Raw genomic sequence first — 22,936 nt, 5'->3', positions numbered from 1 at the left:
CAAGACAAATTAAAAGAGGTTTCTCACACATTATGGTATGATAATACTTATTAGTTTAGGAAATGAGGTGCAACGATGAAAATAGAAATCTGGTCAGATTATGTTTGTCCTTTCTGTTATATCGGTAAACGAAGATTGGAAAAAGCATTGGAAGATTTCCCGCACAAAGATAAGATTGATATCGAATTCAAAAGCTTTGAATTGGATCCAAATGCAAAGCGTGATACAGATTTGACTATATATGAAATACTAGCAAAAAAATATGGAATGCCTGTAGAAGAGGCGAAAAGAATGAGCGCCGGGGTTGCAAAACAAGCGGCGGAAGTAGGGTTGCAGTTTAACTTTGATACATCCATTCCAACCAATACGTTCGATGCTCACCGATTAGCTAAGTACGCTGAAACAAAGGGTGTAGCTAAAGAGGTGTCGGAACGTTTACTAAGATCATACTTTACCGAGTCTAAACATATCGGAGATAAAGACTATCTAAAAGAACTAGCGGTAAGCCTAGGGCTGGACGCTGCGGAAGTGGAAGATGTCTTAGATGGAAATGCTTATGAAAAAGATGTCCGATTTGATCAAAGAGAAGCAAGAGAAATTGGGGTGCAAGGTGTACCATTCTTTGTATTAAACAGCAAATATGCGATTTCCGGAGCACAGCCACTGGAAGTCTTTGCAGAAGCTTTGGCTAAAGTATGGGAAGAAGAAAATGAAAAGCCAAAGCTGCAGAATTTTGAATCAAAGAATAAAAGTGAAACATCCTTTTGTTCTGATGACTGCTGTGAGTGATTGGGTTGAGGGGAAAGGTATTTTGACCCGCTTTTCCCGTATTTAAGCCTATATTATTATCTATGTTTGAAGTAGCCAGAACCCTTTTGGATGGGGTTCTGGCTTTTTGTTGTAGAGGCGGGCAATTTACTAATCAGGCAGAATGAAGACACTATTATGATGTTTTTTGGGTGGAAAGTGTCTTCATAAGAAGGATGAAGACACTTTAGAGCTAGATTTTTCCTCGATATGTGTCTTCATAGAGCCAATGAAGACACTTCAAAGCTGAATTTACGTAAGGTGACGTCTTCATTGATGTTTTTAGGGGATTATAATATTATTATGTCAACAAATACTTTGACAGAAAAAGTGTTAGAAGGTTTAGATAACCATTCATATATGAAGAAGTTGAAATGTCCGAAGAATTCGCTTCGCCTTCCAACATAATCCCACTATTTCCCCACATACCTCGACAACGGCCGGAAAATCACATTATCCTCAGCCTGCTCCAATACATGCGCAGACCAACCGACCATTCGGCTAGCTGTAAAAGTCGGCGTAAAAAGGGAAGAATCCATATTAATTGCTTTCATAATGGCAGCAGCATAAAATTCGACATTTGTATACAACCCTCTACCAGGCTTAAGTTCTTCCAACACATCTATAGCTGTACTCTCTACTTCTAATGCCAAGTCCAACCATCTATCTTTTCCAACTAGCCCTGACAACGTTTCTTTCAGCGCTAACGAACGGGGATCATGCGTTTTATAAACTCGATGTCCAAAGCCCATCAGTTTTTCTCCTGCAACAATTTTATCTCTTAAGTAGTTTTTCTTGTCCTCCACTTCACTCAATTCGTTCAACAATGCGATTACCTCAGAAGGAGCGCCGCCATGAAGAGGTCCTTTCATTGTACCAATAGCGGAAGTCACCGCAGATACAAGGTCCGATTCAGTTGAAGCAGTTACCCTTGCTGAGAAGGTTGACGCATTCATACCGTGTTCCATTGTCAGGATCATGTAGGTTTCCAAAGCACGGATCTGCTCAGCACTTGCTTCTATGCCATTTAACATATACAAATAATTTTCAACATGGGTTAAATCTAGTCGAGGAGAAATTATTTTTCCCCCTTCTAAACTTCTTTTTCTGTAAGCAATAATTGTAGGTACAACCGCTGTCAATTTCATCGCTTCCTCAATAGTAGGTTTCCACGACATAGATCGGTCCCCGGCACTAGAAATCACGGTTCTCACCACACTAATCATATCCATTTCAACCGGAAGAACAGATAGAACTTTTTGCATCGTTGGGGAGAGGTTCCTATATGAAGCAAAAGTAGATTTGAATTTTTCAAACTGTTCGCCAGAAGGTAGTTCACCAAACCATAATAGATGAGCAATTTCTTCGAAGGAATTTCCAGTTGCAATATTCCTTATTTCATATCCCCGATAAATCAAACGACCATTGGAACCATCCACTTCTGAAATACTTGTTTCAGTTGCAATGACACCTTTTAACCCTCTTTGTACATTCACTTTCCATCATCCTTTCTTTTATTACTATTATTTTATAAAATAATAGTGATTAAGAATATTAAATATTATTAAAGTAATTAATTAATATATATAATAAGAGGTGTGAATAGGTGGAACTTAATTGGCTCAAAACATTTGTAATCGCTGCAGAACATGGGAATTTCAGAAAAGCATCTGAACTATTGTATATCTCACAACCTACGGTGACTGTACATATCAAACAATTAGAAAAGGAAGTGGGGGCGGATTTGTTTGTTAGAAAGGGAAGAAGAGTGATGTTGACCGAGGCGGGTAGAAGTTACTTAAAACATGCAAAAACGTTACTAGCTTTTCATGAAGAGGGAATCTCGGAGTTGCATTCTATTCAGCAGGGGTTTACATCACAACTCACAATCGGAATTTCACCATTAATTGCAGATACTATCTTGCCTTTTGTGCTAAAACAATTCATTCAAGCCCACTCAAACATAGAAATATCCGTGAAAATAATTGAATCTATCAACATTGAATTGGCAGTTGAGCAGGAAGAAGTGGATATCGGATTATCATGTCTGCCTAACAGAAAAACGGATCTGAAATGCCATTCCTTATATGAAGATCCCATGGTTTTGGTTGTGCCTCACGATGGCTTCGATTTGGAGACCGGATCACCACTCGAAGAAGAGGATATCTTTCGCCAAAATACCTTATTGACGCACAATCACCCTGGGTATTGGGACGATTTATGTCAGCAGATAAAGTCAAAGTATCCATATACAAAAATGATGAAGGTGTCCCAGACGCATATAACTAAGCGGTTTATTATAGAGGGTCTAGGAGTTTCCATTTTACCAAAATCCACTGTAAGGCGTGAATTGTTAGAAGGAAGGCTACTCGAAGTTGAATGCCGATCGATAATTTTACCCGATGCAAAAACCTACGCACTGATGAAATATGAGCATTTGTTACAAAAGGAGTTTCTGAAGTTTTTATCTCAATATAGAATTTAACAATGACAATTACTAAAACATTACTCCCCAAACATTAGGAGTAATGTTTTTTCTTTTCCCTGCTTGTCAACAAATCTATAAAAATCGGTATTTTCTCTTTATTAACTTTATATAGTAATAGTAGTGGGACGAATATATATTACTAATCATCATGTCAAATAGACAAATAGATAATGGGCAGGAGGGAAAAGATTTGCTTCACATTGTTGCCTGTATAAAGCAAGTACCGGATACAAAAGTAATTAAGATGAATCCGAAAACGAATACGATGGACCGAGCCAGTGCACCGGCGATATTGAATCCTTATGATGCCCATGCGGTAGAAGAGGCTGTACGCCTGAAAAATAAATATGGAGGAACCGTATCAGTTGTCACGATGGGGCCACCACCAGCAGTTAAAGCCATTCGGAAATGCATCGAGATTGGGGCCGACGAGGGATATATGATTTCTGACAGGGCTTTTGCCGGAGCGGACACCTTAGCAACCAGTTATGCATTGACAAAGGCAATCAATAAGATCAGCGAAATCAAGCCGGTCGATTTGATTATCTGCGGAAAAATGACCATTGATGGTGATACAGGACAAGTAGGGCCCGGCATTGCCCGCCGTCTTGATATACCACCATTGACATCTGTCAATAAAGTCGTCGAGATGCAAAAAGAGGATAGCTATTTGGTGGTACACAGGAAACTTGAAGATGGGTATGAAATCGTGCAGACCACATTGCCTTGTCTGCTTTCGGTAGAAAAAGAGATTAACGAGGTTCCCTATTCTTCTTTTCCTAACATGCTAAAGGCGGCCCGATATCAACCTGTTATTTGGTCGGTCAATGACCTGGAGGATATTGACAGGAAACAACTAGGGTTAAAGGGCTCTCCAACCATTGTTGCAAAAGTATGGGGACCTCCTAAACCAGAAGGTGGAAAGATACTGGAGGGCAACCCGGACGAACAGGTTCAACAGTTGCTATCAGTAGTGTTGGACAAGAAAGAGTTGTTTGCAGAAATGAGGGGATCGAAGTGAGTTTTGAGGATTATAGCGGGGTCTGGGTTTTCATTGAAGAAAATGAAGGGAAAATCGCACCGGTTTCCTTGGAACTGCTTGGGGCCGGTCGAACGCTTGCAGACAAACGTGGAGTGGAGCTTGCTGGAATTATCATTGGTGAAAATGTTACAGGGCTTTCAGATACAGTTTTTGAATATGGAGCAGATAAGGTTTATGTATATGACCAACCGATTTTCCAATTGTATCGTACGGAATCTTTTATGAAAGCACTACTCCATTGCAGTGAAAAGTACAAGCCGGAGATCATTTTGTACGGGGCCACATCGACTGGTAAGGACCTTGCTAGTGCTGTAGCGACGGATCTTCCAACTGGCTTAACTGCAGACACAACCGAACTGGATGTAGAAGAAGATACGGGATTACTTTTGGCAAGTCGCCCGGCATTCGGGGGGAACATCATGGCGACCATCCTTTGTAAAAAGTACCGTCCACAAATGGCTACGGTCCGGCCGAAAGTGATGAAAGCGCTCCAACCTGAGAAGGGTCGTGCAGGTCAGTTAATTGCAGAGCAAATTGATATCAAAGAAGACGATATGCGTACAAAAGTATTAAAGATTGTCAGGGAAACCACCAAAAAGATAAGAATTGATGAAGCGGATATTGTCGTCGCTGGCGGAAAAGGTCTTGGAAGTGAACAAGGATTTGAACTTGTCCATCAACTTGCAAAAACGCTTGGAGCAGTGGTTGGGGCAAGCCGGGATGTAGTCGAAGCAGGCTGGATCGAGCACCATCATCAGGTCGGCCAGACAGGGGTCACGGTGACACCAAAGATATATTTTGCCATCGGCATCTCCGGGGCGATCCAGCATATTGTGGGAATGAAGAACTCAGGAATGATTATCGCCATTAATAAAGACCCTGATGCAGCCATTTTCAATTCCTGCCATTATGGGATCGTCGGGGATGCATTTGAAATCGTCCCGTTGCTTGTAAAGGAATTCCATAAAGCTTTACATGGAGAGGAGGTAGAGGTTTAATGCCTGAAAAGTTCGATTGTATCGTGGTTGGTGCAGGCCCTGCAGGTATCTCTTGTGCATATGAACTTGCTAAGGGTGGTGCGAATGTCCTTCTTTTGGAAAGAGGGGAATACCCAGGATCTAAAAATGTAATGGGCGGAGTGTTATACAGAAAGATGATGGAGGATATTATTCCTGATTTTCATAAAGAAGCCCCGCTAGAAAGGCCGATTGTCGAGCAGCGTTTTATGATGATGGACAAGGAATCCGCCGTTACATTTGGTTACAAAGGCTTGGAGTGGGCACAGGAACCTTATAATAATTTTACCGTCCTAAGGGCGAAGTTTGATCAATGGTTCGCAGGGAAAGCGGTGGAACAGGGGGCATTACTTGTCAATGAGACAGTTGTCCTGGAGTGTATTGTGGAAAACGGAAAAGTAGTGGGGGTTAGGACAGATCGCCCTGACGGGGAAGTCTATGCAGATGTAGTGGTCCTTGCAGATGGTGTGAATTCCTTGCTAGGTAAATCGCTTGGTTTCCACAAGGAATATCGCCCTGATGAAGTGGCTCTTGCCACAATGGAAATCATCAAGCTAGACAGTAAGGTGATTGAGGATCGTTTCAACCTCGAAAAGAACCAGGGCTGTACCATTGAGCTTTTGGGAGATGCCACAAAAGGGATTCTTGGAACAGGATTCCTGTATACAAATAAAGATACGTTAAGTATCGGGGTAGGAACACTTCTATCCGGATTAATTGAGCATAAAATAAGACCATATGAGCTGTTGGAATATGTGAAAACACATCCAATGGTACGACCGTATCTTGCTGGCGGAGAACCAGTAGAATACCTGGCGCATCTGATACCAGAAGGTGGCTTGAAATCGATGGGGCGTATCGTGGCAGACGGGGTATTAGTGGTAGGGGACGCGGCACAGCTCGTGAATGCCATCCACCGCGAAGGATCGAACCTTGCGATGACCTCAGGAAGGTTGGCGGCATCCACTATTCTTGAAGCCATGTCTGTAGGGGACTTCTCCGAACGGACACTGGATCAGTATCGCGTTAATCTAATGAAGAGCTTTGTGGGTCAGGATATGAAAAAATACAAGGATTCCACTCATCACTTTAATAAGTTTCCACAATACTTTGATCAGTACATCCCGATGGTCAACCGTGCAGCCAGCCAGATGTTTACAGTTGATGGTAAGTCCAAGTGGGAGAAGCAGAAAAAGATTTGGAAGGATCTTGGCTCACCAAAAGAAAAACTCAAACTAGCCCGTGATGCATACCGGGCATGGAAGGTGATGAAGTAATGAGTGAACAGAAAAAGGGTCAGTCTATCGAGGAAAAACAATACCTGGTTCGCTTTAATGCAGACACCAAATCACATTTGACCGTGATGGATGAAGATATCTGTTTAACAAAATGCCCCGATAAAATCTGTACGATCTTTTGTCCTGCAGAAATATATAAATGGGAAAATATTAGGATGCATGTCGGGTACGAGGGTTGTCATGAGTGTGGAAGCTGTCGGATTGGTTGTCCCCATCAAAATATTAAATGGGAGTATCCAAAAGGCGGTCATGGAATTGTGTTCCGTTTAGCTTAAGAGTCTATCGCATTAGCGGTGGGCTTTTTTAAATTGTAGAGGCGGTTTTTGAAGAGGGAACCAAGGGGAAGCATATGTATATTCTTTCACAAACGCTTGCAAAAAGAAAAACATGGAGTTTTTCTTTTTTTACACTTTTCTTTCTTACCCGGCGATTGTATAAAGCTGCCCATCACTTGCAATCCGTTCCACTTCTGCAGTGAAATCAATAGCCTCATCAATGGATAAGAAGAAGGAGGAAACATATAGGGGATGTTTATAGTCGAAACCTCCACCAATTTCTGCCGGGAACACAACTACTTGCCAATGGTAATAATCTTCTCCTGTTCCCATTGCTCTGCCTTCAAGGGCAATCAACCAATGGCTGTAACTATCACAGCACTCAAAGTCCGTCACCTTTTCTAGAAAAATCACAAGATCATCCTTATTAATCGGAACCAAGGACTTTGGGTAAAATTCTCCATAATTAGGAGCTTCTCTCATAAACATCTCTCCTTTACATGAAATGTGGGTAAGTAGTAGTTGTATTATTATATGAAGGCCCTCTTGAAATATTTTGTGTTTTTTGAAAATTAAATTTTATTTTATGCTAAAGGTTGTATAATAGATAGATAAAATACTATCGGGAGTGGAGTGGTCGGATTGAATCAAACGGAAATGTTAACAGAAATTCAACAGCTCGAGAAGGAAATCCTTGAAAAGAAAAAGCAGTTGGCAGAAATGAAACGGAATATAGAAAAAGAGAAAGTCGATAATTATGTCTTCTCGTCTTTTCAACGTGGAAAGGTAAGCTTGGCAGATCTGTTTGAAGATAAAGATGAATTATTCGTGGTGCACAATATGGGAAAAAGCTGTTCTTATTGTACGATGTGGGCAGATGGATTTAGAAGTGTATACCATCACATTCGTAGGAAGGCAGCATTTGTCGTATCTACTCCGGATGAACCTGAAGTGCAAGAGAACTTCGCAGCGGAAAGAAGCTGGAACTTCCCGGTTGTGTCCACAAAAGGAACATCATTTAAAGAAGATATGGGGTTTGTTGTAAATGAAGGGTTTTACCCCGGCGTGACGGTGTTTTCAAAAGATGACAAGGGGGTTATATACCGCCATGCAAGTTCCTTTTTCGGACCTGGAGATGATTTCTGTTCTGTATGGCCGTTATTTGATTTACTTCCATCAGGGTACGAAGATTATAAACCAAGTAAAAAAATCAATGGGCGTTCACCATATCAGTTAACAAATAACATAGCAGTTCAAGTGAAGGAGTATGAAAAGGCTATAGAATTTTATCACAGGACCCTTGGTTTTAAACCCGAGAAAAGTACGAATTCTGAAACACAATTTACTATGAACGGGCTGAATTTTTATATTGAAAAAAATAATAACCAGGGTCATGACAATTCCGTATTTTTTGAATTCGCTGTTGATAACATTGAAGATGCAAAGGGAGTCTTAATCGCAAATAACTGCACCATTACGAAGGAGTTTAGCGAGAAAAGTATGATGGTAAGTGACCCTTTCGGATTAAAATTTCATCTATTTCAAGTGTAATAACCAAGGTTGGAATCGCTTTTCTTTTTGAAAAGCGGTTCTTTTTGATATACTGGGCTAAATATAGTAATAGTTTAGAAGGGAATTACATGCACCTATGAAATTAGTATCTTGGAATGTAAATGGAATTAGAGCGTGTGTTAAAAAAGGATTCATGGATTATTTTAACGAGATGAATGCGGACATTTTCTGCATTCAAGAAACAAAACTTCAAGAGGGGCAAATCGAGTTAGAAACCCCAGGGTATTATCAATATTGGAACTATGCAATCAAAAAAGGATATTCAGGCACGGCTGTTTTTACTAAAATGAAACCACTGCAAGTGCTCTATGGGTTGAATGAGGAAAAGGCTGAAGAGTGCGAACCGGAAGGCAGGATACTCACACTTGAGTACGAGAATTTTTTCTTGGTCAATGTGTACACCCCAAACTCTCAGCGTGATTTGGCCAGACTCCCGTTCAGACTGGATTGGGAGGACCGATTCTTAGCTTACATAAAAATGCTAGATCAAAAGAAGTCCGTCATTGTATGCGGCGACCTGAACGTAGCACACGCTGAAATTGACTTGAAAAATCCTAAATCTAACCGCAACAATTCTGGCTTTACAGAAGAAGAAAGAGGGAAGATGACCAGATTGCTAGGAGAAGGATTTACTGATTCGTTCCGCCATTTTTATCCTGAAACCACTGATAAATACACTTGGTGGTCGTACATGAATAAGGTCCGTGAAAGGAATATCGGTTGGCGGATTGATTATTTCATCGTTTCAAATTTATTACGTGATTCGTTAAAAGGTGCTGAAATTCACTCTCATATTATGGGAAGTGACCATTGCCCTGTTGTACTTATTTTGAATAAATAACACAGCCGGAGGTGCTGAAAAATGAAAGTATTGCTGAATGATGAGATTCTGGAAAGAAATGAAGCAAAAGTGGATATTGAAGACAGAGGGTATCAGTTTGGAGATGGGGTATATGAGGTTGTCAACATTTATGATGGAGTTCCTTTTACCCTAAAAGAACATATTGCAAGGTTGTATAGAAGTGCTAAAGAAATTGGTATTCTACTAAACGAACAACCAGAACAGCTTTGTAATAGGTTGCTTGAACTTATTAAAGCTAATAACATGACAAATGGAGGACTCTACCTTCAAATTTCAAGAGGAGTCTTTAACAGGACGCACCATTATGATCAAACACTAACTCCCCAACTTGTTGCCTATCCTCTTCCTTATAAAAGTGTACAGGATGCGCAAACAAATGGAGTGGAAGCCATAACGGCAGAAGACTTACGATGGCTTCGATGCGATATTAAAAGCTTAAACTTGCTCTACAATATTATGGTAAAGCAAAAAGCAAGTGAGGCTGGTGCATTTGAGTCGATTCTTATTAGAGACGGGATTGTAACAGAAGGTTCATCTTCTAATATTTTCATCGTTAAAGACGGAATTCTCCGGACCCATCCAGCCAATAACTTGATCTTGAACGGGATTACGAGAAGGAAACTGTTAGAAATCATGGATGCGAATGGTTGGGACTATAAAATTCAACCCTTCCATAAAGAGGAACTGATGGAGGCAGATGAAGTATTCCTCACATCGACAACCAGTGAAGTCATGCCGATCATCAAAATCGACGGTGTCACGTTTTCACAAGCAAAGCCAGGCCCATATACAAGCAAGTTTCAAGCAGCCTTCCGTGAAGCAGTCAAATCAGAAACGAAAACGACCACCGAAAAAGCATAGGTTAGCTTAAATATAGAAACCTAGGTGATCGTAGTGGAAGGAGCGAAGACTCCTGCGGGAGGAAGGGACATGGGAGACCCCGGAAGGCGTAGCCTGAGGAGGCTCCCGGACCGCCCGCGGAAAGCGAAGCTCCTGAAAAGTAGATCAATAATAAATGTTGTTTTTTATGTCTTCTTAACTCGCGAAGGCGGGATCCCCATCCACTTTTTAAACATCCTGTTAAAATACGACTGATCGCAATAACCTAAATGCTCCGCAATCTCCTTAATCGTCATCCTCGTGGTACTAATTAAATTCCAAGCATTATTAATTCGGGTTTGATGCAGATACTGAATAGGGGTGATCCCTAATACCTCTTTAAACAACACGGTAACGTAATTCGGTGTCACCCCAATTAAAGCTGCCAATTCCTCTATTGTAATATTTCGGCGGTAATGCTGAAGAATATATTCCTGCATGTCACGGACAGATGTTTCTTTTACAGGAGAAGTATGCCATTCTGCTTTCTCCTGAGCAATCATGATCAGAAGCTCCAATAAGATATTCTGAGACAATTCCTCATGAAAAACCCTCTTACTAAGCCATTGCTCATTTAAAAAAGTCAGCCGTTGTTCATAATAAGCAGACTTGCGTGGTTTAAATGAAACGATTTCATTTTCCACAAAATGTTGATAGGTTCTCTCGTTGTTCTCAAAAACGACGGTATATTTACGATGTCCCTCGACGATATCGTTTTTCCAAGACCTCGTGTACGTTGAAGGGATAAACAAAAGATCCCCTTTCGTCAATTCCATAAGCCGACCTTCTACCTGGTAATGAACTTTTCCTTCTGTAACATAAACAAGCGTGTCTAGACCCTTTGCTTTTTCCACGTCCCAATGTGGCGAAATATCGTAGAAAACCCCATGAATAGTGGGCATCATACTCCCTCCATTCTAATAAAATCGATGAATTATCCAATTAGTATAGTTTTGTCTATTTTCACATAAGGATATATTTTGTATGATTATTATATCATTTTCAGCAAAGAATTTGATTGCATAAAAAATACAAAAGCATGAAATATACAATGTCATTCCAATTTACTGGATGAAAGGGGCAAAAGAAATGCCAACCAACGAATATAAAAATCTACCAACTAAAGTGAAAATGTTTTTTGATCGTCAATTTCATGATTCCTACGCACTGTTTGAAGCTTCACGAAATCCACGAACAGGTTTATATGCAGATGGTTATTTGACCCTTGGAGCAAATCCTGATTTTCGCTCCTCCATAGCTGCTACTGGTGTCGGTTTAATCAGTCTTGCTATCGCTGATCTAGAAGGCTGGGATGATAATGCGGCTACTAAAGCATTAATTACCTTGCAAGGGGTGTCTGGGGAAATAGAGGGATGCCAGGTTGCCAGAGATGATAAGTCTGGTTTCTTTTCACACTTTGTAGATATGGAAACAGGAGAAAACTTGAATTCCGAGTATTCTACAATCGATACGACCCTTCTCCTAACGGGTGCACTTTTTGCAGGAAACCATTTCGCAAAAAAAGAGCCAAGGATATTGGAGATGGCTGAAAAACTTCTTTACTCTATTGATTGGAGTATCGTGGTTGCAGATAAAGATAAAGGTGTCATTAATATGATAGCTAAAGACGGGGAAGGGATTGCTCCTCTACCGGCCTATAATGAATATGTAATGGTCTCTTACCTTGCTCTATTAGGGAAACCTAATGATGAAAACATCCAGGCACTTTGGTTGAACAATTTTGCAGAAGATAAAATAAAGGAACTTCCCCAAGAAGAGTTCCGTGGGCTAGCCATTCTAAACGATCATCCCGGTGCATTTTTATCATCCTTCGTTCAACAGTTTCCTTATTATCTAGTACCTGAATATGCAGAAAGTAAAACTTATCTGGAATACTATAAGAATGCTTGTCTTGCTGACAGAATGAAATGGAAAGAGCTCGAGGATGTACCATCTTATATATGGGGCTATGGTGCAGGCCCAAATGACGGGCTATTCGACGGCTATCATGCGGACAGAATTAACGATGCTCCACATAATATTGCCTCATCCTACATTATTGGGGGCTATCTGCCTGTGTATCCTGCAGGAATCTATGACCTGTACGCACAATATTCTCTGCACATCCCGTATGATGTGTATTCAAATCCAGAGGATAAAGAGGACGAAGAAAAATACAAAGCGGCTTACAAATTTGGACTACACCGCATTTCCTGGTGGCATCTTGAGCAACCAAACCGCTGGTACCCAACAAAAGTAACCCTAATCGACTGGAGCAGCATGCTCTATGGTCTAGCCGCATACAAACACGGCATGAAACTATTCAGCTCAAACCTCCCGAGAGTAAATGAGGTTTTAAATAAGTAAAAGTATGGTAACCAAATACCATGTTGTTCGTAGTGTAAGGTGCGAAGACGCCCGCGGGAGGAAGGGACAGGGGAGACCCCGCAACGAAGTGAGGAGGCTCCCGGACCGCCCACAGGCAAGCGAAGCACCTGGAACGGAGATCAACAGTAAATGCAACCTTTAGGCAGGACCAACTATGGTTCCTGCCTTTTTGCGTTAGAAAACTAGACAAATCCTAGGGAACATGATATTTTTTGGGAACAAAGGAAAAATCTTAGGGGGTATACATAATGAGCAATCTTCAAACAACCATGGAAAAATACGCTGAACTTGCAGTAAAAGTCGGAGTAAATATACAAAATGGCCAAACACTAATTGTAAACGCTGACATTGCTACAGCACCTTTCGTTAGACTTGTTACAAAAAAAGCATATGAAGCAGGAGCAAAACTAGTTCAGATTGAATGGTCCGATGAACAAGTAACAAGAATCCGTTACGATAAAGCTCCAGACGAGTCCTTTGAATATTTCCCTGGCTGGAGAGCGGAAATGCTTGAGAAGGCATTCGAAGAAGGAGCAGCAATGCTTGCTATTACATCCGTAAATCCAGATTTACTAAAAGGTGTGGATGCTTCAAAAATCGCAAGCCTACAAAAGGCAGCTGGGGAAGCAACCAAAGGCTATCGAAATATGGTTATGGCTGATAAAATCAGCTGGTCTATTGTGGCTGTACCATCTAAAGGCTGGTCCGCAAAAGTATTCCCTGAACTATCAGAACAAGAGCAGGAAGAAAAGTTATGGGAAGCTATTTTCCATGCAACAAGAGCAAATCTCGAGGATCCAGTTCAAGCTTGGATGGACCACAAGGAAAAACTTAGTGAGAAAGTGGATTTCTTAAACAATAAAAAGTTTAAATCTCTTCATTACAAAGCTGAAGGTACAGACCTAACGATTGAGTTAGCTGAAAAACATGTTTGGATTGGACCGGAAAGCATTAACGAACATGGTGTTGCCTTTATTGCCAACATGCCAACAGAGGAAGTCTTCACCACACCACTTAAAACAGGAGTTAATGGAACGGTGAGAAGCTCCAAGCCATTAAACTACGGCGGAAATGTGATTGATAATTTTTCTATTAGGTTTGAAAACGGAAAAGTTGTTTCATTTGAAGCAGAAGAAGGATATGAAACGCTACAGAAATTAATTGAAACGGATGAGGGTTCACAATATTTAGGAGAAGTAGCACTTGTCCCACATGATTCTCCTATTTCAAATACCAATCTTATTTTCTATAATACGTTATTTGATGAAAATGCATCACACCATTTAGCGATAGGAAATGCCTATTCTTTTGCTCTAAAAGGCGGCAAACAGATGTCAGAAGAAGAGCTTGAAGCAGCAGGGGCAAATTCAAGTATTACCCATGTTGATTTTATGATCGGATCAAGCGACATGGATATTGACGGGATCACACACGAGGGGGAACGAGTACCGTTGTTCCGCCAAGGCAATTGGGCATAAATCTCTAACAGCACATTCCCTGCCTAAAAAATACTCCTTAGCCTATACGTAGGACTAGTATCATGCATAAATTGTATTGTAGTCTACGTGAAGGAGGGAATTGTATGTCAGGTGGAAATTACGGTGGAGGATTTGCGCTGATTGTAGTGCTTTTCATTATTTTGATTATCGCAGGTGCAGGAGCTTTAAGATACTAATTTAACAAATAAACGAATGGTTGGAGAGTTCTTCCAACCATTTTTTCATATCCTTATAAGGACAAGCATATGGGAGGTTAGATTATGGCTGATTTACACGACATATTGTTGCTCCCAAATGGGGTTAAAATAAAAAACAGATTTTTTAAAGCAGCGATGAGCGAAGGGATGGCTGACGAACACAATAAACCGACAAAAAAACTTGTTCGTCTTTATGAGACTTGGGCAGAAAGTGAAGCAGGTATCGTTGTGACAGGCAATGTCATGGTCGATAAACGTGCGCTTGGGGAACCTCGAAATGTCGTCGTGGAAAATGAAAAAGATCTAGATTTATTGAAGAGTTGGGCGAATGCAGGAACTAAGAACGGCACTCACCTTTGGATGCAAATCAATCATCCAGGCAAACAAGTTTTTAAAGGAATCGTTAAAGAAGCGGTTGCCCCGTCCAAAGTGGAGTTTGAACCAAAACTTCAACGTTACTTTCCGATAGCAAGAGAGCTGCAAGAAGAAGAAATCTTTGACATCATCCAACGATTTGCCAACACTGCTAAAATTGCCAAGAAAGCTGGATTTACCGGTGTTCAACTCCATGGTGCACATGGTTATCTTATCAGTCAGTTTTTATCACCTCGACATAATAAAAGAACAGACCAGTGGGGCGGTTCACTTGAAAACCGAATGAGATTTCTGTTGGAAATCTATAAAACGGTTCGAAAAGAAGTTGGGGACTCTTTCCCGATTGGAGTGAAACTTAATTCTGCAGACTTTATGAAGGCAGGATTTACAGAGGATGAAGCATTACAGGTTATCGAGACATTAGATCAACTGGGAATAGACTTGATTGAAGTTTCAGGAGGTTCCTATGAAAGCCCGCAAATGACAGGTGTAAATGTAAAAGAAAGCAGCAAGAAAAGAGAAGCGTACTTTCTTGAATTTGCCTCAGAAGCTAAGAAGGTTTCAACAGCACCGCTTGTTGTTACCGGAGGATTCAGGACATTAAATGGAATGAAGGAAGCAATTCTTGAAGGGTCAACTTCGATGGTGGGATTAGCTCGCCCGATGGCCGTCTATCCTTTTCTTCCTAAAGAACTTCTGCAAGGAAAAAGAGAAACGATTGAATTAGCGCCTAGAAAGACAGGAATAAAACTAGTGGATCAAACCGCCATGCTAGAATTGACATGGTATAGCAATCAGTTAGAGCGCATAGGAAAAGATAAGCCAACTAATCCGGAACTGTCTCCTAAAGTGGCACTAATACAGTCACTATGGAAAAATGGATTAGATGTCTTCCAAATGAGAAGAGTATAATGCTGAGGGAGCTTCCAATAAGCTGGGAGCTCCCTTATTTATCTTGAGGCAAAATATTATTATTTGAAGAAACTTCGTGTTACTATATTTCCATTCACTAAATAAATTGGGCAAAGGGGATTAATAAATGAAGCAAATTCTAATAGATTTCCTTGATTCACATAAAAATGATTTTTTTGAGATTAGTACATATATAGGTGAAAACCCTGAACTTGGACATGAGGAATTCAAATCAGCAAAAGTCCTTTCAGATAAACTTTCTGAACACGGCTTTGAAGTGGAATTAGGTACTTGTGGGCTGGCAACGGCTTTTGAAGCTGCATTTGACAGTGGGAAACCGGGTCCAACCATCGGGTTTATGTGTGAATATGACGCCCTACCTGAGATCGGGCATGCATGCGGTCATAATTTAATAGGCACAATGGGTATCGCAGCCGGCATTGCCACTAGTAAAGTTATAAAAGAGACTGGTGGCAAAGTGATTGTCTATGGGACTCCTGCAGAAGAGACCAAAGGCGGCAAGGTGACAATGGCGGAGCAAGGTGTCTTTGATAAATTGGATGTAGCCATGATGGTTCATCCACTTCATTCCTATGTGAAGAGCGGGTCTTCGCTTGCGATGGATGCAATCCAATTTGAATTCTTCGGGAAACCTGCCCATGCAGCGGCAAACCCCGAAAAAGGAATTAATGCATTGGATGCTGTGATTCAGACTTTTAACGGTATAAATGCACTAAGACAACATGTTACCAGCGATACACGTATTCATGGAATCATTCCTGAAGGTGGAAAAGCAGCAAACGTGGTGCCTGATTATGCCGTTGCTCAATTTTACGTGCGTGCTAAAACACGGAGTTATGTGAATGAATTGGTAGAAAAAGTGAAATCTATAGCAGAAGGCGCAGCGATGATGACGGGGGCCACCATGAAAATGTCCAACTATGAACTATCCTACGATAACATGGTGACCAATGAAACACTTTCAGATATCTTTACAGAACAACTGGTATCTCTTGGAGTTGACTCCAGTGAGATTGTTGAAAATAGAGACGGATCTGGTTCATTGGATATGGGAAATGTAAGTCTAGTAGTTCCCTCCATACACCCTTATATAAAAATCTGCAATGAGTTATATAGTTGCCATACCACTGAATTCCGTGATGCAGCAATGAGTGCGCAAGGAAAAGAGGCAATGATCCTTGGATCAAAAGCAATGGCAACTACCGCATATGAACTTTTAACCAAACAAGAGCTTCTAGTGAAAATAAAAGAAGAGTTCGAGAAGGCTCCAAAGTAAGAAAGGAGAATAAATGATGACAGTACGAAATAACCAGATACCATTATCCGTCTTGGATCTTGCCCCAATTGTAGAAGGAAGTAATGCTCAGACATCTTTTAAAAATAGTGTGGAACTTGCAAGACATGTGGAAAGTTTAGGTTTTACCCGCTATTGGCTTGCTGAACACCATAATATGAGAGGAATCGCAAGTTCTGCAACTTCTGTCGTGATCGGGCATATAGCAGGGGCAACAAAGTCCATAAGAGTTGGGTCCGGCGGCATTATGCTACCTAATCATGCCCCGCTTGTCATTGCAGAACAGTTTGGAACGTTGGAATCCTTATATCCAGGCAGAATTGACCTTGGCCTCGGCCGGGCACCAGGAAGTGACCAACTGACTGCGGCGGCACTTAGACGCGAACGCAAAACAGGGGGAGAGGATTTTCCTAATCAGTTAGCGGAATTACGCTCTTATTTTCATCCTGATGGAACCACAAGAGTAAAAGCGGTCCCAGGAGAGGGATTGGATGTTCCGATTTGGTTGCTCGGTTCAAGTGGCTTCAGCGCAAAACTTTCTGCTGAACAAGGACTGCCTTTTGCATTTGCCAGTCATTTTTCACCAGATTACACTCTGCCTGCACTTCAAATCTATCGCAGTTCTTTTAAGCCATCAGAAGATTTGGAGAAGCCGTATGCCATGATTGGCGTGAACGTAATAGCTGCTGATAGTGATGAGGAAGCTGAATACCTAGCGACCTCCATTCAGCAACAGTTCCTTAATTTAATCCGCGGCAACCCAGGCCAATTGAAGCCACCTGTGGAAGACATGGACTCCCTGTGGAGTGAGTATGAAAAACATGTGGTTGCACAACAGTTGATATATACCGTTACGGGTAACGCAGAAACAGTTAAGAAGAAACTTGAAGCAATAGTGGAAGAAACACAAGCAGACGAACTAATTGTGAATACTCATGTGTATGATCAGCAGGCAAGGTTAAAATCATATCAGATTTTGGCAGATGCTTGGTTTGGACAATAGTCATATTTTGACCTCTACTTTTTGGGTAGGGGTTTTGTTTTGTTATTGGGAACCAAGATTAGTATTAGCGGTAACTTATAAAGTTTGTAATGAAGACCTCTTTTTACTAGAATCTCTGAAGCAGAGGTTTTCATACCGCTTATGAGGACTTCTCTTAGCCAAAAATTACATCACTGGTGTCTTCATACCGCTTATGAGGACTTCTCTTAGCAAAAAATTACATCACTGGAGTCTTCATACCGCTTATGAGGACTTCTCTTAGCCAAAAACTAGATTAAGTCTATATAATTGTGTAAAAAGAAAGGCCATTATCAATGTCCGTGTTACAATGTGTTCGACGAAAAACAATCACACACGGAGGCAATGATAATGACCAACATTAATATTACTATAAATTTGGAACAACTTAAAGCCGAGGTAGAAAAAAGCTCTTTAGGATCCCCGGTAAAAGCATCTTTAGCCCTTGTATTGAATTCGCTTATGGAGAAAGAAAGGGACGAATATATTAATGCTCTCTCTCACGAGAGAACGGATGACCGCAGAGGATATCGGAATGGCTACTATGAACGAGAATTAATTACCGGCACTGGCTCACTCACATTAAAGGTTCCCCGAACTCGTGATGGTGAATTTTCAACTTCTGTATTCCAAAAGTATGAGCGATGCGAACAAGCTCTAATTCTTTCTATGATTGAGATGGTTGTAAATGGAGTCTCAACTCGTAAAGTTACCAAGATTGTAGAAGAACTGTGTGGAAAAGGTGTATCTAAATCACTAGTATCTAACCTCACTAAATCATTGGATCCAATAGTTAATGAGTGGAGAAACCGCCCACTAAACACCCTTTATTATCCATACATATATGTTGATGCCATGTATATTAAAGTTCGTGAGAACGATAGGGTTGTTTCAAAAGGAGTACTTATAGCTTGCGGTGTAAACGAAGAAGGACATAGAGAGATTATTGGGTTAAGGGTTACCCATGGGGAATCAGAAGAAAGTTGGTCTAATTTCTTTGATCACCTAAAATCAAGAGGGATACAATCACCTAAGATGGTGATTTCTGATGCACATGCAGGGTTAGTGGCTGCTATAAAAGAATCCTTTTTAGGAACCTCTTGGCAAAGGTGTTGTGTTCATTTTCTTAGGAATATAATGGACTCCTTTCCTAAGAAAAACTCTTCAGAAGCAAAAACAGAACTCAAGGAAATCTTTAGAACATCCAACATTAAATTGAGCCGAGAACTGAAGCGCGACTTTATTGAGAAGTATTACGAAGTAAAAGGGTTTACTAAGGTAATTGAAACGTTGGATGCTGGCTTTGAAGATGCAATGCAGTTTCATTCTCAAAAAGCTGAGCTTCACAAACACTTACGTACAACCAATATGCTAGAAAGAGTAAATAGGGAAATAAGGAGAAGAGAAAGGGTAATTCAAATTTTCCCGAACGATCAATCTGCAATACGTATAATTGGATCTGTACTGATGAAAATGGAGGAAGAATGGAGTAAGTCAAAGTATATACACCATATCTAAGTAAAATAGTTTTTTAATTCCCTAAACGGAATTATGTGAACTGTCACATTAATGTTTGTTAATAAAAAAGCGCTTACAGTGACTGGGCCATAAAAAGGGAAAATTTTACCCCCTAGGGGGTAAAGAATACACCCTAAACCTTTAAGAAGAACAAGACCTGAAAACATAACCCCATAACACATTTAGCATTAGATCTCATTGTAACTATTTTTACACATTAATATGGACTTGACTAAAAACTACATCACTCGTGTCTTCATACGGCTTATGAGGACTTATCTTAGCTAAAAATTACATCACTGGGGGCTTCATACCGCTTATGAGGACTTCTCTTAGCCAAAAATTACATCACTGGTGTCTTCATACCGCTTATGAGGGCCCCTCTCTACCAGAAACTGTTTCCCTGAGGTCTTCATGAAAGCTTAGCTGGATATTCCAAGAAACGATTGAATCATTTTCCTTTAATCAATTTGGAAATTCATGTATCCTTAAAACTAAGAGACAAGAGAGGATGGGGGCTTCAATGAAAAAGATATTATTTATGATAATCATGTTGTTTATACTAGCCGGGTGTACAAAAGAACCCGTCAATCCCTATGAAGTATTAAACGCCTACATAACCACGTGGGAGGAACAAGATTTCTCAAGTATGTATGAGGAATATCTCCAGTCGGAATCAAAAGAAAACGTTCCACAGCAACTTTTTGAAGAAAAACACAAAGAGGTTTATGACCTTTTTGAAATGGAAAATTTAAAAATAGAAGTGTTAGATCAAGAAGTTGAGTGGGAAGAACAAGAAACCGTCACCATTCCAGGGAAAATCACTTATGACACTTTTGCTAGAAAAATAGATTACGAAGTGTATTTTGTCCTGAATAAAGTGTTAGATGAAGAAGAAAATGAACAATGGTATATACAGTGGGAGCCAAGTTTTATTTTTCCAGAATATGATTTGACAGATGAGTTTGTGATAGATTACACCAAAGCTACTCGAGGTGAAATCTTAGACAGCAAGGGGAACAAGCTTGCTGCTAATGAGGAGGTGATGAATCTGCAAATTGTTCCTGGTAAGTTTAATGAAGAAAGAGATTTGGCAAAGCTTGCTGATATGATCGATATGTCAGAAGAAGAAATTACAAGCCTTTATACATTAAGCTGGGCACAGCCTGATTATGCCATGCCTATTAAAGACTTCCGAGAAAACGACAGAGATTTGGTTTTAGAACTAATAGAAATTGAAGGAGTTACAAATGGAAGATCAATTGAACGCGTTTATCCATTCGCAGAAGCAACAGCTCATTTAGTTGGCTATATAGATGAGGTTACCGCGCAGGATTTAGAAGACTTTCAAGGGTATGAACAAGGTGATAGATTAGGTGTCACCGGAATTGAAGGGTTGTATGAAAAAGAACTAAAAGGAAAGAAAGGCTTAGAAGTAACACAAGTAAAAGAAGACGGCACGGAAAAAACAATAGCTAGAACAGAGCCAGAACGTGGCAAAGACATTACATTGACAATTGATGCGAACATACAACAGAAATTGTATGATGTCATGAAAGATGATGCCGGGCAAGCAGCTACGATTGACCCAAGTACCGGAAAGGTATTAAGTCTTGTGAGTACGCCCGCATATGACCCGAATACTGTAACTATGGGAACATCAATGAGCAAGAAAAAGAGGCTGGATGAATTAAAGGAAGCAGGGATAAACGCAAGTGAAAATCGCTTTCGTAGTACGTATTCCCCAGGTTCCACCATGAAACTCCTAACTTCCATTATCGGTCTCGAAAGCGGGAAACTTGACCCGAACCACCAATATGATATTCCTGACAAGCAATGGGATATCGGGGGCAGTAAAGTAACAAGGGTCTATGAAGACGATAAAAAAGTAGATTTAGTGAGTGGATTGAACAATTCAGACAATATTTATTTTGCTAAAGCTGCGATTGACATTGGAATAGAGGAATTTGAGGAAGGTTTAGCGAAATTAGGTATTGGAGAAGAACTTCCTTTCTCTTATCCACCAGTAAGTGATTCTCAAATTTCCAACTCCGGATCCCTCGACAATGAGGTCCTATTGGCCCACACCGCTTATGGACAAGGTGAAATCTTATTGAACATCGTACACCTAGCAAGCATTTATGGTGGAGTAGTAAATGACGGATCGATGATGAAGCCATTACTGCTGGAAGAAGAAACTTCTGAAGTATGGAAGGATATTGTGTCACCTGAGAATGCAAAACTCCTTCAGAACAATCTAAGAAAGACTGTTACAGAAGGGAAATCCAGTGTGGCAAATGTTCCAGGCCGTGAGATTGCAGGAAAGACCGGTACAGCTGAGATTAAGAAAGAAGAACGATTAGAAAATGGATTATGGGTCTCTTACGATCAGAAGGACCCGACATTATTGACTGCCATGTTGATTGAGGATGTAATTGACAGAGGTGGAAGCAGATACACAATAGAATTGACGAACAAATTTTATGAGGCTCTTTCAAACTAACTAGGGCAGGTGTTATAGATGGAAGGTTTTATTGGTGTATCTAGGAAGAAAAAACAAGAAATCGTCACCAAAAATATCAATGAATGGGATCCGATGGACCTCCTTGCAATGGGAGCGGGGGAAGATAGGTACCGGTTAGAAATTGATAAAATTGTAGATGCGCTAGATGAAATTGACTCGGTCGATAAATTAGGGGTGTATATTAAACAGACTATGGACGCTTCTTTTTCCACCGATTTACCTTCTATAACTTGCGTGCAAGTAGCGGTTTTAATCTGGGAAGAAATACAAGAATAAACAAAAAGGGAATTGCCATTATGAAGCAATTCCCTTTTTATATTTATCCCTTTGCTGCTTGTAATTGTAATGCTATCTTGATTTGATCCCCAACAAGTACACCACCGGCTTCTAGTGGAGCATTCCACGTTAAACCATAGTCACTGCGCTTAAGTTTTCCTTCGACTGCAAAGCCTGCTTTTTCATTTCCCCAAGGATCTTGACCAGTTCCTTCGAATACTACAGAGAAAGTTTCAGATTTTGTCGTACCACGAAGAGTAAGGTCTCCTGTTACGTTGTATTCATTATCGTCTGTTTTTTCAATGGATGTTGCTTTAAAAGTCATTTTCGGATGGTTATCCACATCAAAGAAATCTGCAGAGCGAAGGTGAGCATCGCGATCACTGCTGCGTGTATCAATACTTGCCACATCTACTGTAAACTCGATATCAGCCGTTGTTAAATCTGTAGGATCCGCAACAATTGTTGCATCATATTCATGAAATCCGCCTTTAACTGTCGCAAACATCATGTGCTTCACCGAAAAGTCCACTGTACTGTGTGATTTGTCAACATTCCATACTGTTTTAGCCATAATAAAATTCCTCCTAAATTCCCTTTTAATAAAGTATCTTTAATTCAAGATTTATAACTTCAAGATAAATTATATGCTCGGGGTATAAAATTGTCAAC

The 22,936-nt window shown here is 40.5% G+C and carries 22 protein-coding genes; 18 read left to right on the top strand and 4 right to left on the bottom strand.

Annotation, left to right across the window (positions count from 1 at the left end; all coding sequences use genetic code 11):
- Positions 1-75: 75 nt before the first annotated feature.
- Entirely contained in the window at positions 76-789 is a 714-nt protein-coding gene (locus B4U37_RS11270) for a DsbA family oxidoreductase (RefSeq protein ID WP_088018297.1), read from the top strand.
- Between the two features lie 431 nt (positions 790-1,220).
- Here B4U37_RS11270 and B4U37_RS11265 read toward each other — a convergent pair whose 3' ends face one another.
- A complete protein-coding gene (locus tag B4U37_RS11265) occupies positions 1,221-2,303 on the bottom strand; it encodes a citrate synthase/methylcitrate synthase (protein WP_088018296.1) in 1,083 nt (360 codons plus the stop codon).
- Between the two features lie 110 nt (positions 2,304-2,413).
- Between B4U37_RS11265 and B4U37_RS11260 the strand changes: the two genes are divergently transcribed.
- The 5 genes from B4U37_RS11260 to B4U37_RS11240 all read left to right on the top strand — a co-directional run bounded on the left by B4U37_RS11260 (position 2,414) and on the right by B4U37_RS11240 (position 6,926).
- Positions 2,414-3,292: a LysR family transcriptional regulator gene (locus B4U37_RS11260; protein WP_088018295.1), complete on the top strand. Its 879-nt coding sequence runs from the start codon at positions 2,414-2,416 to the stop codon at positions 3,290-3,292.
- Between the two features lie 193 nt (positions 3,293-3,485).
- Positions 3,486-4,316: an electron transfer flavoprotein subunit beta/FixA family protein gene (locus tag B4U37_RS11255; protein ID WP_088018294.1), complete on the top strand. Its 831-nt coding sequence runs from the start codon at positions 3,486-3,488 to the stop codon at positions 4,314-4,316.
- On the top strand, positions 4,313-5,335 hold the full coding sequence (locus B4U37_RS11250) for an electron transfer flavoprotein subunit alpha/FixB family protein (protein WP_088018293.1): 1,023 nt from the start codon (positions 4,313-4,315) through the stop codon (positions 5,333-5,335). The genes B4U37_RS11255 and B4U37_RS11250 overlap by 4 nt, the downstream gene beginning before the upstream one ends.
- Positions 5,335-6,630 carry an FAD-dependent oxidoreductase gene (locus B4U37_RS11245; protein ID WP_088018292.1) on the top strand — a complete coding sequence of 432 codons (1,296 nt, stop codon included), beginning with the start codon at positions 5,335-5,337 and terminating at the stop codon, positions 6,628-6,630. The genes B4U37_RS11250 and B4U37_RS11245 overlap by 1 nt, the downstream gene beginning before the upstream one ends.
- Positions 6,612-6,926 carry a ferredoxin family protein gene (locus tag B4U37_RS11240; RefSeq protein ID WP_047968712.1) on the top strand — a complete coding sequence of 105 codons (315 nt, stop codon included), beginning with the start codon at positions 6,612-6,614 and terminating at the stop codon, positions 6,924-6,926. Before B4U37_RS11245 ends, B4U37_RS11240 begins: the two co-directional genes overlap by 19 nt.
- A 144-nt stretch (positions 6,927-7,070) precedes the next feature.
- On the opposite strand, the gene B4U37_RS11235 is transcribed toward B4U37_RS11240, so the two are convergent.
- A complete protein-coding gene (locus B4U37_RS11235; RefSeq protein WP_088018291.1) occupies positions 7,071-7,409 on the bottom strand; it encodes a hypothetical protein in 339 nt (112 codons plus the stop codon).
- 159 nt (positions 7,410-7,568) lie between these two features.
- Between B4U37_RS11235 and B4U37_RS11230 the strand changes: the two genes are divergently transcribed.
- The 3 genes from B4U37_RS11230 (at position 7,569) to dat (ending at position 10,221) form a co-directional block, all read left to right on the top strand.
- Positions 7,569-8,477 carry a DUF899 family protein gene (locus B4U37_RS11230; protein WP_088018290.1) on the top strand — a complete coding sequence of 303 codons (909 nt, stop codon included), beginning with the start codon at positions 7,569-7,571 and terminating at the stop codon, positions 8,475-8,477.
- 97 nt (positions 8,478-8,574) lie between these two features.
- A complete protein-coding gene (locus B4U37_RS11225) occupies positions 8,575-9,339 on the top strand; it encodes an exodeoxyribonuclease III (protein ID WP_088018289.1) in 765 nt (254 codons plus the stop codon).
- A 21-nt stretch (positions 9,340-9,360) separates the two neighbouring features.
- The gene (dat, locus tag B4U37_RS11220; RefSeq protein ID WP_088018288.1) at positions 9,361-10,221 is read left to right on the top strand and encodes a D-amino-acid transaminase; all 861 of its coding nucleotides are present in this window, start codon (positions 9,361-9,363) and stop codon (positions 10,219-10,221) included.
- A 164-nt stretch (positions 10,222-10,385) separates the two neighbouring features.
- On the opposite strand, the gene B4U37_RS11215 is transcribed toward dat, so the two are convergent.
- Entirely contained in the window at positions 10,386-11,144 is a 759-nt protein-coding gene (locus tag B4U37_RS11215; protein WP_088018287.1) for an AraC family transcriptional regulator, read from the bottom strand.
- A 184-nt stretch (positions 11,145-11,328) separates the two neighbouring features.
- Between B4U37_RS11215 and B4U37_RS11210 the strand changes: the two genes are divergently transcribed.
- From B4U37_RS11210 to B4U37_RS11170, 9 genes are all read left to right on the top strand, one after another.
- Positions 11,329-12,606, top strand: a complete 1,278-nt coding sequence (locus B4U37_RS11210) for a hypothetical protein (RefSeq protein ID WP_088018286.1) — start codon at positions 11,329-11,331, stop codon at positions 12,604-12,606.
- Between the two features lie 269 nt (positions 12,607-12,875).
- A complete protein-coding gene (locus B4U37_RS11205) occupies positions 12,876-14,105 on the top strand; it encodes an aminopeptidase (protein ID WP_088018285.1) in 1,230 nt (409 codons plus the stop codon).
- Between the two features lie 104 nt (positions 14,106-14,209).
- Positions 14,210-14,302 carry a YjcZ family sporulation protein gene (locus tag B4U37_RS11200; protein ID WP_010199532.1) on the top strand — a complete coding sequence of 31 codons (93 nt, stop codon included), beginning with the start codon at positions 14,210-14,212 and terminating at the stop codon, positions 14,300-14,302.
- An 84-nt stretch (positions 14,303-14,386) separates the two neighbouring features.
- On the top strand, positions 14,387-15,610 hold the full coding sequence (locus B4U37_RS11195; protein ID WP_088018284.1) for an NADH:flavin oxidoreductase/NADH oxidase family protein: 1,224 nt from the start codon (positions 14,387-14,389) through the stop codon (positions 15,608-15,610).
- Between the two features lie 127 nt (positions 15,611-15,737).
- A complete protein-coding gene (locus tag B4U37_RS11190) occupies positions 15,738-16,907 on the top strand; it encodes a M20 family metallopeptidase (RefSeq protein WP_088018283.1) in 1,170 nt (389 codons plus the stop codon).
- A gap of 16 nt (positions 16,908-16,923) precedes the next feature.
- Positions 16,924-17,928: an LLM class flavin-dependent oxidoreductase gene (locus B4U37_RS11185; RefSeq protein ID WP_088018282.1), complete on the top strand. Its 1,005-nt coding sequence runs from the start codon at positions 16,924-16,926 to the stop codon at positions 17,926-17,928.
- A 369-nt stretch (positions 17,929-18,297) separates the two neighbouring features.
- The gene (locus B4U37_RS11180) at positions 18,298-19,464 is read left to right on the top strand and encodes an IS256 family transposase (protein ID WP_088016864.1); all 1,167 of its coding nucleotides are present in this window, start codon (positions 18,298-18,300) and stop codon (positions 19,462-19,464) included.
- Positions 19,465-19,987: 523 nt separating this feature from the next.
- Positions 19,988-21,967: a penicillin-binding transpeptidase domain-containing protein gene (locus B4U37_RS11175; protein WP_198317019.1), complete on the top strand. Its 1,980-nt coding sequence runs from the start codon at positions 19,988-19,990 to the stop codon at positions 21,965-21,967.
- Between the two features lie 18 nt (positions 21,968-21,985).
- Positions 21,986-22,264 carry a DUF1871 family protein gene (locus tag B4U37_RS11170; protein ID WP_088018280.1) on the top strand — a complete coding sequence of 93 codons (279 nt, stop codon included), beginning with the start codon at positions 21,986-21,988 and terminating at the stop codon, positions 22,262-22,264.
- Between the two features lie 43 nt (positions 22,265-22,307).
- On the opposite strand, the gene B4U37_RS11165 is transcribed toward B4U37_RS11170, so the two are convergent.
- Positions 22,308-22,838 carry a YceI family protein gene (locus B4U37_RS11165; protein WP_088018279.1) on the bottom strand — a complete coding sequence of 177 codons (531 nt, stop codon included), beginning with the start codon at positions 22,836-22,838 and terminating at the stop codon, positions 22,308-22,310.
- Positions 22,839-22,936: the final 98 nt, after the last annotated feature.

The sequence above is a fragment of the Sutcliffiella horikoshii genome (assembly GCF_002157855.1).
Lineage (GTDB): Bacteria > Bacillota > Bacilli > Bacillales > Bacillaceae_I > Sutcliffiella_A > Sutcliffiella_A horikoshii_C.
This window is presented reverse-complemented; position numbering and strand designations above follow the sequence as displayed.